This window comes from Streptomyces sp. NK15101 (genome assembly GCF_020400725.1).
Classification (GTDB): domain Bacteria; phylum Actinomycetota; class Actinomycetes; order Streptomycetales; family Streptomycetaceae; genus Streptomyces.
Genome location: NZ_JAINVG010000032.1, coordinates 65,069 through 78,472, shown reverse-complemented (window position 1 = coordinate 78,472; position 13,404 = coordinate 65,069). Strand labels below are relative to the sequence as shown.

At 72.4% G+C, this 13,404-nt stretch carries 14 protein-coding genes and 1 pseudogene; 10 read left to right on the top strand and 5 right to left on the bottom strand.

Features of this window, described 5'->3' with window-relative positions:
• Positions 1-264: 264 nt before the first annotated feature.
• Positions 265-387 (top strand): annotated as a pseudogene (locus K7G60_RS19020) (IS481 family transposase); the annotation flags it as partial.
• 100 nt (positions 388-487) lie between these two features.
• Here K7G60_RS19020 and K7G60_RS19015 read toward each other — a convergent pair.
• The gene (locus tag K7G60_RS19015; RefSeq protein ID WP_225802129.1) at positions 488-904 is read right to left on the bottom strand and encodes an arsenate reductase ArsC; all 417 of its coding nucleotides are present in this window, start codon (positions 902-904) and stop codon (positions 488-490) included.
• Positions 905-978: 74 nt separating this feature from the next.
• Here K7G60_RS19015 and K7G60_RS19010 point away from each other — a divergent pair, with 74 nt between their 5' ends.
• From K7G60_RS19010 to K7G60_RS18995, 4 genes are all read left to right on the top strand, one after another.
• Positions 979-1,293 (top strand): helix-turn-helix transcriptional regulator, encoded by a 315-nt coding sequence (locus tag K7G60_RS19010; RefSeq protein ID WP_225802128.1) that lies wholly within the window; start codon positions 979-981, stop codon positions 1,291-1,293.
• Positions 1,294-1,316: 23 nt separating this feature from the next.
• Positions 1,317-2,045 carry an aquaporin gene (locus tag K7G60_RS19005; RefSeq protein ID WP_374115647.1) on the top strand — a complete coding sequence of 243 codons (729 nt, stop codon included), beginning with the start codon at positions 1,317-1,319 and terminating at the stop codon, positions 2,043-2,045.
• Positions 2,042-3,103, top strand: a complete 1,062-nt coding sequence (locus K7G60_RS19000; protein WP_225802127.1) for an ArsO family NAD(P)H-dependent flavin-containing monooxygenase — start codon at positions 2,042-2,044, stop codon at positions 3,101-3,103. The genes K7G60_RS19005 and K7G60_RS19000 overlap by 4 nt, the downstream gene beginning before the upstream one ends.
• 98 nt (positions 3,104-3,201) lie before the next feature.
• Positions 3,202-3,744 (top strand): DinB family protein, encoded by a 543-nt coding sequence (locus K7G60_RS18995; protein WP_225802126.1) that lies wholly within the window; start codon positions 3,202-3,204, stop codon positions 3,742-3,744.
• A gap of 6 nt (positions 3,745-3,750) precedes the next feature.
• Here the strand turns inward: K7G60_RS18995 and K7G60_RS18990 are convergent, their stop codons facing one another.
• Both K7G60_RS18990 and K7G60_RS18985 read right to left on the bottom strand, forming a co-directional pair.
• Positions 3,751-4,251, bottom strand: a complete 501-nt coding sequence (locus K7G60_RS18990) for a GNAT family N-acetyltransferase (protein WP_225802125.1) — start codon at positions 4,249-4,251, stop codon at positions 3,751-3,753.
• Positions 4,248-4,610, bottom strand: a complete 363-nt coding sequence (locus tag K7G60_RS18985) for a helix-turn-helix transcriptional regulator (protein ID WP_225802124.1) — start codon at positions 4,608-4,610, stop codon at positions 4,248-4,250. The genes K7G60_RS18990 and K7G60_RS18985 overlap by 4 nt, the downstream gene beginning before the upstream one ends.
• Before the next feature lie 146 nt (positions 4,611-4,756).
• Here K7G60_RS18985 and K7G60_RS18980 point away from each other — a divergent pair, with 146 nt between their 5' ends.
• On the top strand, positions 4,757-6,133 hold the full coding sequence (locus K7G60_RS18980; protein ID WP_225802123.1) for an NAD(P)-binding domain-containing protein: 1,377 nt from the start codon (positions 4,757-4,759) through the stop codon (positions 6,131-6,133).
• 56 nt (positions 6,134-6,189) lie between these two features.
• Here K7G60_RS18980 and K7G60_RS18975 read toward each other — a convergent pair whose 3' ends face one another.
• A complete protein-coding gene (locus K7G60_RS18975; protein ID WP_225802122.1) occupies positions 6,190-7,338 on the bottom strand; it encodes a magnesium and cobalt transport protein CorA in 1,149 nt (382 codons plus the stop codon).
• A 219-nt stretch (positions 7,339-7,557) separates the two neighbouring features.
• Here K7G60_RS18975 and K7G60_RS18970 point away from each other — a divergent pair, with 219 nt between their 5' ends.
• Entirely contained in the window at positions 7,558-8,724 is a 1,167-nt protein-coding gene (locus tag K7G60_RS18970; RefSeq protein WP_225802121.1) for a winged helix DNA-binding domain-containing protein, read from the top strand.
• Positions 8,725-8,734: 10 nt separating this feature from the next.
• Positions 8,735-9,196: an SUKH-3 domain-containing protein gene (locus K7G60_RS18965; protein ID WP_225802120.1), complete on the top strand. Its 462-nt coding sequence runs from the start codon at positions 8,735-8,737 to the stop codon at positions 9,194-9,196.
• 16 nt (positions 9,197-9,212) lie between these two features.
• On the opposite strand, the gene K7G60_RS18960 is transcribed toward K7G60_RS18965, so the two are convergent.
• The gene (locus tag K7G60_RS18960) at positions 9,213-10,028 is read right to left on the bottom strand and encodes a helix-turn-helix transcriptional regulator (RefSeq protein WP_225802119.1); all 816 of its coding nucleotides are present in this window, start codon (positions 10,026-10,028) and stop codon (positions 9,213-9,215) included.
• A gap of 90 nt (positions 10,029-10,118) precedes the next feature.
• Here K7G60_RS18960 and K7G60_RS18955 point away from each other — a divergent pair, with 90 nt between their 5' ends.
• Together K7G60_RS18955 and K7G60_RS18950 are read left to right on the top strand one after the other, a co-directional pair.
• Positions 10,119-11,804, top strand: coding sequence for an AMP-binding protein (locus K7G60_RS18955; RefSeq protein ID WP_225802118.1), 1,686 nt, complete (start codon positions 10,119-10,121; stop codon positions 11,802-11,804).
• A complete protein-coding gene (locus tag K7G60_RS18950) occupies positions 11,801-13,402 on the top strand; it encodes an AMP-binding protein (protein WP_225802117.1) in 1,602 nt (533 codons plus the stop codon). Before K7G60_RS18955 ends, K7G60_RS18950 begins: the two co-directional genes overlap by 4 nt.
• Positions 13,403-13,404 lie beyond the last annotated feature (2 nt).

Sequence of the window (13,404 nt, the reverse complement as noted above, 5' to 3'; positions counted from 1 at the left end):
GAAGACAGCCAACGCCAACGTGTACATCATCGACACCGTCCTGATGCCGAAGTAACGGCCCCTGCCGGCGCGACCGTCCGGCCCGCGCCCCCGGCATGTGCTGTCCGGGGACGTCGGTGACACGGGTGCCGGGTTCTTGAACGGGTGAGGGCCTCCGGGGTCGGTGTGGATCGCGACATCTGCACCGAACCCGGAGGCCCTCGTGTCCCGCCGTAATGCCCCGCTGGCCGAGACCGGGCGTCTTCACCCGGCCCGCTGTGCCGTCACGGCAAGGTCGAACGCTTCCACCGCACTCTGCTCGACGAACGGGCCTGCCACCGGCCCCACACCGGCATCGGCGGCCACACCCCCGCCGGCCGCGGCACCGATGTCCCCGGACAGCAACACGCGGACCGTCAGAGGAGGACCGATACCGCGGGGAATCGGGCGGACTCGGCGCCGACGACGTCGCGCATGCCGTCGGTCCGGTCGGTCCCTGCCGTGCCGGTCACGCCTTCTCGGCTTCGATGTCGGCGACGAGGCCCTCGATGAGGCCCTTGATCTCGTCGCGGATGGGGCGGACGGCCTCGACGCCCTGGCCGGCGGGGTCGTCGAGCTGCCAGTCGAGGTAGGTCTTGCCGGGGAAGTACGGGCAGGCGTCGCCGCAGCCCATGGTGATGACGTAGTCGGAGGCCTGGACGGCCTCGGTGGTGAGGACCTTCGGCTTCTGGTCGGAGATGTCGATGCCCAGCTCGGCCATCGCGGCCACGGCGGACGGGTTGACCCGATCACCGGGGAGGGAGCCTGCGGAGCGCACCTCGACCCGGTCGCCCGCCAGGTGACGGAGGAACCCGGCGGCCATCTGGGAGCGCCCCGCGTTGTGGACGCAGACGAACAGCACGGACGCGAGCGGGGTCTCGGACATCGGATCTTCCTTCACGGCAGGCAGGCATCGGCCCGGGCTGGCATCAGCCCTCGCTGATGTGACAGTATCAGTCCATGCTGACGTCAGTCGACACTGAGCTGATGCGGGTCCTGGCCGACCCGCTCAGGCTCCGGATCGTGACCCTGCTCGCCCGCGAGACCCTGTGCACCACGCACCTGGTCGAGGAGACCGGAGCGAAGCAGACCAACCTCTCCAACCACCTGAAGGTCCTGCGGGAGGCCGGAGTCGTGGAGACGGAGCCGTGCGGCCGCTTCACCTACTACCGGCTGAAGCCCGAGGTCCTCGATTCCCTGGCCGGCCAGTTCGCCGCGCTGGCCCAGCTCGCGCGCCTCACCTCCGAGGCGAACATCAGACGCTCCTGCCCCTGACCACCACACCGCAGAGGAACCCCGTGACCACGCTCCCGGAGACGGCGCCCGCCCTCATCGTCCCGTCCAGCCGTCCCCTCGCGCCCCGCCTCGCGGCCGAGCTGGTCGGCACCGCGGCCCTGGTGGCGATCGTGGTCGGCTCCGGCATCCAGGCCACGCGGCTCACCGACGACGTCGCGCTCCAGCTGCTCGCCAACTCGATCGCCACCGTCTTCGGCCTCGGCGTCCTGATCGCCCTCCTCGGGCCGGTGTCGGGCGCGCACTTCAACCCGGCGGTCAGCCTGGCGGAATGGTGGACCACCCGGCGCGAGGGCGGCACCGGCGTGACCGGGCGAGAGCTGGCCGCGTACATCCCGGCGCAGATCGCCGGCGGAATCGCGGGCGCGGTGCTCGCGGACGCGATGTTCGGCGAGCCGCTGGTGCAGTGGTCCACGCACGACCGCTCGGCCGGCAACCTGCTCCTCGGCGAGGTGGTCGCGACCGCCGGCCTGATCCTGCTGATCTTCGGCCTGGCCCGTACGGACCGGCTCCGCTTCGCGCCCGTCGCGGTCGCCTCGTACATCGGGGCGGCCTACTGGTTCACCTCCTCCACGTCCTTCGCGAACCCGGCGGTGACGATCGGCCGCGCGTTCACCGACACCTTCGCGGGCATCGCCCCCGCCTCGGTGCCCGCGTTCATCGGCATGCAGCTCATCGGCACGGTCGTGGGCCTGGCCCTGGTCGCGGTCGTCTTCGTACGCGGCCGCTCATGAGCGCCCCGGTGGACGTGGTGGTGATCGGCGGCGGCCAGTCCGGGCTCGCCGCCGGCTACCACCTGCGCCGCCTGGGCCTGGACTTCGTCCTCCTCGACGCGCAGCCGACGCCGGGCGGCGCCTGGCAGCACGCCTGGGACTCCCTGCGCCTCTTCTCGCCCGCCGCGTACTCCTCCCTGCCCGGCCGCCTCATGCCGCCGCAGCCGGGCGAGACCTACCCGGACGCGGCGCACGTCGTCACGTACCTCCGTGACTACGAGCAGCGGTACGAGCTCCCCGTCGTACGGCCGGTCCGCGTCGAAGCGGTCCGCAGGGACGGCGAGTTCCTGCGGGTCGACACCGACTCCGGCACGTGGCGGGCCCGTGCGGTGATCAGCGCCACCGGCACCTGGTCCCGCCCCTTCATCCCGGCCGTCCCGGGCCGTACGGAGTTCCGGGGCGCCCAGCTCCACACCGTGGAGTACCGCGGCCCGCACGACTTCGCCGGGCAGCGCGTGATCGTCGTGGGCGGTGGCAACTCCGGCGCGCAGATCGCCGCCGACCTCGCGTACGACACGCACCTGGCCTGGGTCACCCTGCGCGAACCCCGCTACCTCGCCGACGACATCGACGGCCGCGCCCTCTTCGACCACGCCACCGCACGCCGCCGCGCCCTCGACGAGGGCCGCACCGACACCGGCGGCGTCGCCTCCCTCGGCGACATCGTCGCCGTCCCGCCCGTCCGGGCCGCCCGCGACGCCGGACTCCTCAAGGCCCAGCCGATGTTCACCCGCCTCACCGCGACGGGCGTCGAGTGGCCCGACAGCATGACCACCAAGGCTGACGTCATCATCTGGTGCACCGGCTTCCGCCCCGCCCTCTCCCACCTGGCCCCGCTCGCCTTGCGCGGCCCCCGCGGTCGCATCCCCACGGCAGGCACCCAGGCCCTGGGCGAGCCCCGTCTCCACCTCCTCGGCTACGGCGACTGGACCGGCCCCGCCTCCGCCACCCTCATCGGGGTCGGACGCCCGGCCCGCGAAGCGGCGCGGGCGATCGCCGAACGGCTCGGAGCCTCATGACCCCGTGAGACGGGCGGAAGGTCCCGCGTTCCAGGGCGCGTTCGGGCGGGAATCATCCCCACACGGCGACCACGGCCGGGAACGGGAGCGACGGCGTGATGGCAGACGGTCGTCCTGTGCTGGACCGGCGGGCGGTCCTCGACGAGTACGACCGGGCCCGACGGACCTTTCACGCGCTCCTGGACGATGCCGCGCCGGACTTCCTCGCCCGCCCGACCAACGGCACGCGGTGGACGAACGGCCAGCTGCTGTGGCACATGTTCTTCGGCTACCTCGTCACCCGGGTCCTGCTGGGCCTCGCGCGCGGCTTCAGCCGCCTGCCCCGGAGCGCGAGCAAGGCCTTCGCCCGCCTGCTCGACGCGGGGACGCGACCGTTCGACGTGATCAACTACCTCGGGCCGTGCGGCGCGGTGAGGGTGTTCGGCCCTCGAAGGACGGGCGTCGCGTTCGACCGGATCACCGGTTCGCTGGAGCGGCGGCTCGCGCGGGAGTCCGAGGCCGACCTGGCGCGCGGGATGCACTTTCCGATGCGGTGGGACCCGTTCTTCCAGGACTTCATGACCCTCGCGGACCTCTACCGCTATCCCACCCGGCACTTCGACTTCCACCGCGAGCAGCTCACGCTCGATGCCGGCGGCTGAGGGCCCTCAGTGGATGCGGGGGCTGCGGCGCTCCACGAGGACGGTGTCGCGCCAGCGGCCCTGGTGGCGGCCGATGCGTTCGCGGGTGCCGATCGCCCGGAAGCCGACGCGCTCGTGGACGGCGAGGCTCGCCGTGTTCTCGGGGAAGATGCCGGACTGGATCGTCCAGATCCCCGCCGCCTCGGTGGAGTCGATGAGCGCCTCCAGCAGCGCGGAGGCGATGCCCCGGCCCCGGGCGTCGGGGTGGACGTAGACGGAGTGCTCGACGACGCCGGCGTACGCGCACCGGTCGGAGACCTTGACGGCGGCGACCCAGCCGAGGACCCGGCCGGCCTCGTCCACGGCGGCGAAACGGTGCTCGGGCAGCTTCGACGCGTCGAACTCCGCCCAGGTCGGAGCGGTGGTCTCGAAGGTGGCGTTGCCCTCGTCGATCCCGGCCTGATAGATCGCGATCACTTCGTCGGCGTGTGCGGCGGTGAGCGGCACCACCAGGGCGGAGGTGGTCATGCGACGGCGGCTCTGGTCAGCAGCTGTCCCATGGCGGCCAGGACGGCGGGCTCGACGCGGTAGTAGACCCAGGTCCCGCGCCGCTCGGAGCTGAGCAGTCCCGCCTCCTTCAGCTTCTTCAGGTGGTGGGAGACGGTCGGCTGGGAGACGCCGACGTCGGAGATGTCGCAGACGCACGCCTCTCCGCCCTCGTGCGAGGCGACGGCGGAGAACAGGCGCAGGCGGACCGGGTCGCCGAGCGCCTTGAACATCACGGCGGTCCGCTCGGCCTCCTCCGCGGTCAGCGGACGCTCGGTCAGGGGTGGGCAGCACGGCTCGGCCTCGGGCTGGAGCAGCGGCAACACCTTCGCATTCGACATACGTCTATGTTGACACACGTCGAACCAGCCCCGGGACCCATGGCTGAACTGCCAGTATCGATGAATGCCTATGTTGACGTTCATCGATATCGAATGTCATGCTGAGGCGCAAGAGATCGACAAGCGTCGAAGCAAGGGGACTCGTCATGAACGCCACCGCCACTGAGCAGCTGCCCGTCGTGGTCATCGGGGCCGGCCCCGCGGGCCTGGCCGCCGCCGCCCACCTCGTCGAGCGCGGACTCGAACCGCTGGTCCTGGAGGCCGGCGCGAAGGCGGGAGCGGCGGTACGCGAGTGGTCGCACGTCCGGCTGTTCTCCACCTGGGGCGAGGTCACGGATCCGGCCGCCGAGAGGCTGCTGGCCCCCACTGGCTGGGTGAAGCCCGACGCGACGACGTATCCGACCGGCGGCGACTGGGCGGAGAAGTACCTCCAGCCGTTGGCCGACGTCCTCGGCGACCGGGTCCGCTTCGGCGCCCGCGTGAGCGGCGTCTCCCGCTCCGGCCGTGACCGGATCGTCGACGCCGACCGCGAGACCCAGCCCTTCGTCGTCCACGTCGTCCATGCCGGCGGGCGTGAGGAGCGGCTCTTCGTCCGTGCGGTGATCGACGCCTCCGGCACCTGGTCCATTCCGAGCCCGGCCGGCGCCTCCGGCCTGCCGGCCCTCGGCGAGAAGGCCGCCGCCGACCGCGTCACCTACCGCGTGCCCGACCTCGAGGACCCGGCCGTCCGGGCCCGTTTCGCGGGCAGGCGCACCGCCGTGATCGGCTCCGGCGCCTCCGCGTTCACCGCTCTCGCCTCGCTCGCCGACCTGGCAGGGGCCGAGGACGGCGAGGGGACGAAGGCGGTGTGGATCCTGCGCCGGGGCATCTCCGGCTCCACCTTCGGCGGCGGCGCCGCCGACCAGCTCCCCGCCCGCGGCGCCCTCGGCCTCGCCGCCAAGGCCGCCGTCGACGAGGGCCACGCCGACGCCGTCACCGGCTTCCGCACGGACGTGATCGAGCGCGACGGAGACGGCCGCCTGATCCTCGTGGCCGAGGACGGCCGTCGCCTCGACCCGGTCGACGAGGTCGTCGTCCTCGCCGGCCTCCGCCCCGACCTCTCCTTCCTCTCCGAGCTCCGCCTCGACCTCGACGAGCGCCTCCAGGCCCCCGTCGCCCTCGCCCCGCTGATCGACCCGAACCAGCACTCCTGCGGCACCGTCTACCCGCACGGCGTGAAGGAGCTGTCCCACCCGGAGCGGGGCGTCTACCTGGTCGGCATGAAGTCCTACGGCCGCGCCCCCACCTTCCTCGCCCTCACCGGCTACGAGCAGGTCCGCTCCGTGGTCGCCGCCATCGCCGGCGACCACGAGTCCGCCGAACGCGTCGAACTCGTCCTCCCGGAGACCGGGGTCTGCGGCGGCGCCGGCCTCTTCGACCAGCCGGACACGGAGCCTTCCGGGGAGGGCGGCGGCTGCTGCGCCCCTGCCCCGGCGCTGATCCCGCTCGGCACCGGCGGCCAGGCACCGTCCTGCGGTTCGTGACCGCCCCTCCCGCGTGTCCGCGTTCGGGGAAGTCGATCAAGTGCCATGGGGCGCCGCTACAGCCAGTCCCGCCTCTTGAAGATCACGTACAGGCTCGTGCACACCACTGCCATCAGCAGGATCGCGAACGGATACCCGCCCGCCCAGTGCAACTCCGGCATGTGGTCGAAGTTCATCCCGTAGATCGTTCCCACCAAGGTGGGTGCAAAGAGAATGGCCGCCCACGACGAGATCTTCTTGATCTCCTCGTTCTGTTCGAAGCCGGCTTCCGCCAAGGCGCGCATCTCGGCGTTCTGTTGCTGGGTGACCAGGGTCGCGTTGACCGTGAGGATGTCCGCCAGTGCCTGGCGGAAGCCGTCGACGCGTTCGCTGGTGTGGGTGACGTGGTCGGCGACGTCACGGAGGTAGCGCTGGAGCTCCTCGTCCGTGCCGTACTTGGCGAAGCCGGCCATCAGGGCGTGGAGCATGCCCACCAGGGGGCGGGTGGCGCGCTGGAACTCGACCATCTCGCGGGAGAGTTCGTAGATGCGGCGGGAGACCGCCGGGTCGCCGCCGAAGACCTCCGTCTCGATCTCGTCGATGTCGTTCTGGACGCCCGCCACCACCGGCGCGTAGCCGTCGACCACCGCGTCGAGGATCGCGTACAGGACGGCTTCGGGGCCCAGGGCCAGCAGGTCCGGGTTCTCCTCCATGCGGTGGCGGACGGCCGAGAGGTCCGGGGCGGCGCCGTGCCGGACGGTGATGAGGAAGTCCGGGCCCACGAAGACGTGGAGCTCGCCGAACTCGACCTCCTCCGGGGCGTCGAGGTAGCGGGCGGCGCGCAGGACGACGAAGAGGGTGTCGCCGTACCGCTCCAGCTTGGGGCGCTGGTGGGCCTCCATCGCGTCCTCGACGGCCAGCTCGTGCAGGTCGAACTCGGCTGCCAGGGAGTGGAGTTCCTCCTCGGTCGGATGCTGGAGCCCGATCCAGGCCATGCCGTCGGGGTGCTCGCGCAGCTGGCGGAAGGTCTCCGCGAGGGTGGCGGGGGAGGAGACCCGGTGACCGTCGCGGTAGAGCGTCGACTGCACCACGCTCGACCGTGCCCCGCCCGACCGCACCCCGTCCGGCCGCATCGCGCCCGGCATTTCCGAGGGCGGCGGGGGCGAGGAGCCGGGCGGCGGTTCGGCGCGGCGGCGCCAGGTCGCGCGGGGGCGGCGGTCGGACACCGTCGCTCACCTCCTCCTCGGTCTGCGGCCCCGGCGGGTCTTCTGCGGCCCCGGCGGATCCGCCGCCCTCGGACCTCTGCGGGCCGAGAGCGGGAGACGGGCCGAGAGAAGGATATATGGGGCGAATCCTTCCCGGCGGGGTGAATCCCTCCCGGTCGGATCCCGCCCGTTCCGCATTGAGGACGGCAGCTGTCCGCAACGGTCGATAGCGTGCTGATCATGGCCCCCAAGACGACCCACCCCGTGCTCGGCCTCCGCGCCCTGAACCGTGCCACCCTCGACCGGCAGCTGCTCCTGCGCCCCGCCCCGCTCGGCGTCGAGGAGGCCGTCGCCCATCTCGTCGGCCTCCAGGCCCAGAACACCAAGCCCCCGTACTACGCGCTCGCCGCCCGCCTCGACGGGTTCCGGCCCGAGGACCTGTCCGCCCTGATGGAGTCCCGGCGGCTCGCCCGGATCGTCTCGCTCCGGTCCACCGTCCACACCCACACCGCCCGCGACGCCGTCGGCCTGCGCCGGCTCGTCCAGGCCGGGGCCATCGACCGGGAGCTGAAGATGTTCCGCAAGGGGCTCGACGGCGTCGACCTCGACCGGCTCGCCTCCCTGGCGACCGCCTGCGTCGAGGAGCGGCCCCGCACCCCCAAGGAGCTGCGGGAGCGCCTGCTCCGGGAGTGGCCGGAGGCCGACCCGCAGGCGCTGACCATCGCCGCCCGCTGCCTGCTCCTGATGGTCCAGGTCACCCCGCGCGGCCTGTGGGGGCGCAGCGGGCAGGTCGCGCTCACCACCGCCCGCGTGTGGTTCGGAGGCCCCGAGGACGAGACCGCCGACCTCGACGAGACCGTACGGCGCTACCTCGGCGCCTTCGGTCCCGCCTCCGTCAAGGACATGCAGACCTGGTGCGGTCTCACCCGCCTCCGCCCGGCCTTCGAGCGGCTGCGGCCCGAGCTCCTCGTCTTCCGGGACGAGCGGGGAACGGAGCTCTTCGACCTGCCCGGCGCGCCCCGCCCCGACGGGGACACCCCGGCGCCGCCCCGCTTCCTGCCCGAGTTCGACAACCTGCTCCTCTCGCACGCCGACCGCCGCCGTGTCGTCCCCGCCGAGCACCACGGCCGCACCTGGACCGGCAACCAGGCGCACCGCACGTTCCTCGTCGACGGGTTCCTCGCCGGGATCTGGCACCTCGACGAGGCGAAGGACCGCACGACGCTCACCATCGAGCCCTTCGCGCCCGTGCCGCGCGCGACGCGGGCCGCGCTCGCAGCCGAGGCCGAGCGGACCCTCCGGGTCATGACGCCTCCGGGCACCCCGTACGACATCGTCCACAGGGAGAGCACGGAGAGCGCGGAGAGCACCGAGAGCGCGAAGAGGGCGAAGAACGCGGAGGACTGACGTGCCGCGCATGACGACGGCGGAGGTCGAGGCCGTCCTGACCGGGGCGGGCTGGTCGCCGGGGCGTGACATCGGGGCGCGACTGCCCGGGCTCCTCGCCTTCGTGACCGACCGCTTCGCCGAGGAGGGCCATCCGGTCGAGCCGTTCCGGGCCGCCCGGGACTTCGTCCGGGAGTTCGGCGGGCTGCGCCTGGTGATCCCGGGGACGCCTCCGGACGCCGTCGGCCTCACCCCGCATCGGATCCACGAGGAGAGCGGCGAGGACGTCGCCGCTCTCGCCCGGGACCTGGGGAGGAGACTGTTCCCCGTCGGGTACGAGACGTTCGACGGGGCGATGGTCCTCATCGACGAGACCGGGCGTTTCTTCCTCCTGCGCCACACCGGCCCGCAGTTCCTGGGAGCCGATGCGTACGAGGCGATCGGCTGCCTGCTGCGCGGTCCCCGGCAGGACGCGCGGGATCACTTCGCCTGACCGCCGGCCGGGCCCGTCACGGCAGCGCGCCCGCCCTCCGGGCCGCCACCACCGCCTCCAGGCGGGTGTGCGCGCCCAGCTTGCGCATCGCCGAGCGCAGATAGCCCTTCACCGTCTCCGGGCGCAGGCCCAGGCGCTCCGCCGCCGTCGCGTTCGTCGCGCCGGAGGCGACCGCCGCGAGGACGTCCGTCTCGCGGGGCGTGAGCGCCACACCCGGCACCGGGGCGGGGGAGGCGGAGGCCGTCTCCAGACGGCCGCACACCGCGAGGAGGCGCGCCCGCAGCTCCGGGTCCAGGACCTTCGGGGCGAGCTCGCGCAGCTCCCCGTACGCCTGGCGGACCTCCTCCCAGGACGGTCCGGGCGCCGGGGGCGCGAGCAGCTGCCGCACCTCGTCCCGTACCGCGAGGGCCTGCTCGACGTCACGGGCCGCCGCCATCGCCGCGTCGAAGACCCGCTCGCCGATCGGGAGGGACTCGCGCAGCGCCCCGTACAGCACGCCGCGCACCTTGCGCCGCACGACGACGGGGACGGCGATCACCGCGCGCAGGCCCTCCGCCGAGACCGGGACGTCGTACTCGTGCGTGATGTGCCGCGACGCCGGGTAGTCCGTGACCGCGCACGGCCGCGACAGCGCCAGGCACTTCCCGCCGAGCCCGGAGCCGGCCGAGACCGCCAGGCCGCGCAGCGCGGGCGTGACGGCTCCGCTCAGCTCGGCGATCCGCATCGTGCGGCCCTCCTGGAGCAGTCCGCCGAAGACGACGGGCAGCCCGCTGGCGCGCCTCAGCCGCAGCAGCGCCGTACGCAACTCCACCGCTTCCACCATCTCGGGCACGGAACCACTCCTTCACCCCCGAACGGGGGTAGTGAGACCTGGGTCACCGATTACACGATGTCCGGGACAGTCCCGCAATGAGGAGGACACATGACGGCCACGAGCGCGACCGGTGCGACGGAGAGGTTCCGGGCCGCCCGGGACTTCCTGCTGCAGCATCGCGAGGACTACGAGACGGCCTACGAGGGCTTCGCCTGGCCCCGGCCCGACCGTTTCAACTGGGCGCTCGAATGGTTCGACGTCATCGCACGGGACAACGACCGGACCGCGCTGCACATCGTCGAGGAGGACGGCTCCGAGACGCGGGTGAGCTTCGCCGAGATGTCCGCCCGCTCCAACAGGGTCGCCAACTGGCTCCGGGCCCAGGGCGTCCGCGCCGGCGACCGGATCGTCCTGATGCTCGGCAACCAGGTCGAGCTGTGGGAGACCGTGCTCGCCGCGATGAAGCTGCGCGCCGTCCTCATCCCCGCCACCCCGCTCCTCGGCCCCGCCGACCTGCGCGACCGCGTCGACCGGGGCCGCGCCCGGCACGTCGTCGTGCGCGCCGAGGACACCGCCAAGTTCGACGAGGTCCCCGGGGACTACACCCGGATCTCCGTCGGCGGCGACGGGGCGGACTGGCTGGACTACGCGCTCGCCGCCCGGGAGTCGGACGTCTTCGAGCCCGACGGCGTCACCCTCGCCGACGACACCCTGATGCTGTACTTCACCTCCGGCACGACCGCCCGCCCCAAGCTGGTCGAGCACACCCACACCTCGTACCCCGTCGGGCACCTCTCGACGATGTACTGGATCGGCCTCAAGCCCGGCGACGTGCACCTCAACATCTCCTCGCCGGGCTGGGCGAAGCACGCCTGGTCCAACCTCTTCGCGCCCTGGAACGCCGAGGCGACCGTCTTCATCCACAACTACACCCGCTTCGACCCGGCCCGGCTCATGGCCGAGATGGAGCGGGGCGGCGTCACCAGCTTCTGCGCCCCGCCGACCGTGTGGCGGATGCTGATCCAGGCCGACCTCGGCGAGCTGAAGACCCCGCCGCGCGAGGTCGTCGCCGCCGGCGAGCCGCTCAACCCCGAGGTCATCGAGTCGGTGCGGCGCGCCTGGGGCGTCACCATCCGGGACGGCTTCGGCCAGACCGAGACCGCCGTCCAGGTGTCCAACAGCCCCGGCCAGCGGCTCAAGGAGGGCTCCATGGGACGCCCGAGCCCCGGCTTCAAGGTCACCCTCGTCGACCCGGTGAGCGGCCGTCCGGACGTCGAGGAGGGCGAGATCTGTCTCGACCTCTCCGCCGAGCCGGTGGGCCTGATGACCGGCTACCACGGCGACCCGGAGCGCACGGCGGAGGCGATGGCGGGCGGCTACTACCGCACCGGCGACATCGGCTCCCGGGACGCGGACGGCTACATCACGTACATCGGGCGCGCCGACGACGTCTTCAAGGCCTCCGACTACAAGATCAGCCCCTTCGAGCTGGAGAGCGCCCTCCTTGAGCACGAGGCCGTCGCGGAGGCGGCCGTCGTCCCCGCCCCCGATCCGCTGCGGCTCGCCGTCCCCAAGGCGTACGTCGTCCTCGCGGCGGGCTGGGAGCCGGGCGAGGAGACCGCGAAGGTCCTCTTCGCCCACTCGCGCGCGGTCCTCGCCCCGTACAAGCGCGTCCGGCGCATCGAGTTCGCCGACCTGCCCAAGACCGTCTCCGGCAAGATCCGGCGCGTCGAACTGCGCCGGCTGACGGCGGAGGGCGGCGGCAAGGAGTACGTGGAAGGGGACCTCGGATGACCGCCCCGGACCTCTCGTACGCGCACGGGGTGTCGGAGACGCCGCTCCTCGGCGACACCATCGGCGCCAACCTCGACCGGGCCGTCGCCGCCTGGCCCGACCGCGAGGCCCTCGTCGACGTGCCGACCGGGCGCCGCTGGACGTACGCCGAATTCGGCGCGGACGTCGACCGGTTGGCGTCCGCGCTGCTCGGCAGCGGGGTCGTCAAGGGCGACCGGGTCGGCATCTGGGCCGTGAACTGCGCCGAGTGGGTCCTCGTCCAGTACGCGACCGCCCGCATCGGCGCCGTCATGGTGAACATCAACCCGGCCTACCGCGCCCACGAGTTGGCGTACGTGCTCAAGCAGGCCGGCATCTCCCTGCTCTTCGCCTCGCTCGCCCACAAGACGAGCGACTACCGCTCCATGGTCGAGCAGGTGCGCGGCGACTGCCCGGCGTTGCGCGAGGCGGTCTACTTCGGCGACCCCAGCTGGGACGCGCTGCTCGCCCGGACGGCCGGGGAGCTGCGCCCGGAGCCGCTCTCCTGCGACGAGCCCGTCAACATCCAGTACACCTCGGGGACGACGGGCTTCCCGAAGGGCGCCACGCTCTCCCACCACAACATCCTCAACAACGGCTACTTCGTGGGCGAGATGATCGCCTACAGCGAGCAGGACCGCATCTGCATCCCGGTGCCCTTCTACCACTGCTTCGGCATGGTGATGGGGAACCTCGCGGCCACCTCGCACGGCGCCTGCATGGTCATCCCGGCCGCCTCCTTCGACCCCGCCGCCACCCTCCGGGCGGTCCAGGAGGAGCGCTGCACCTCGCTGTACGGGGTGCCGACGATGTTCATCGCCGAGCTCAACCTCCCCGACTTCGCCGACTACGACCTCTCCACGCTCCGCACCGGGATCATGGCGGGCTCGCCGTGCCCGGTCGAGGTGATGAAGCGGGTCGTCGCCGAGATGAACATGGCGGAGGTGTCGATCTGTTACGGCATGACCGAGACCTCGCCCGTCTCCACCCAGACCCGCCGCGACGACGACCTGGAGCGCCGCACCGGCACCGTCGGCCGGGTCATGCCGCACGTCGAGGTGAAGGTCGTCGACCCGGCGACCGGCCTGACCGTCGAGCGCGGCACGGCGGGGGAGCTGTGCACCCGCGGCTACAGCGTGATGCTCGGCTACTGGGACGAGCCGGAGAAGACCGCCGAGGCGATCGACACCGGCCGCTGGATGCACACCGGGGACCTCGCGGTCATGCGGGACGACGGCTACGTGCAGATCGTCGGCCGCATCAAGGACATGATCATCCGGGGCGGGGAGAACGTGTACCCGCGCGAGATCGAGGAGTTCCTCTACGGACACCCCAAGATCGCGGACGTCCAGGTCGTCGGCGTCCCCGACGAGCGGTACGGCGAGGAGATCCTGGCCTGCGTGATCCCGCGCGACCCCGCCGCCCCGCCGACCCTGGACGAGATCACCGCCTTCTGCCGCGACCGGCTCGCCCACTACAAGATCCCGCGCAGGATGGAGATCCTCGCCGAGTTCCCGATGACGGTGAGCGGCAAGGTGCGGAAGGTGGAGCTGCGGCAGAAGTACGGCGAAGGGGCGTAGGG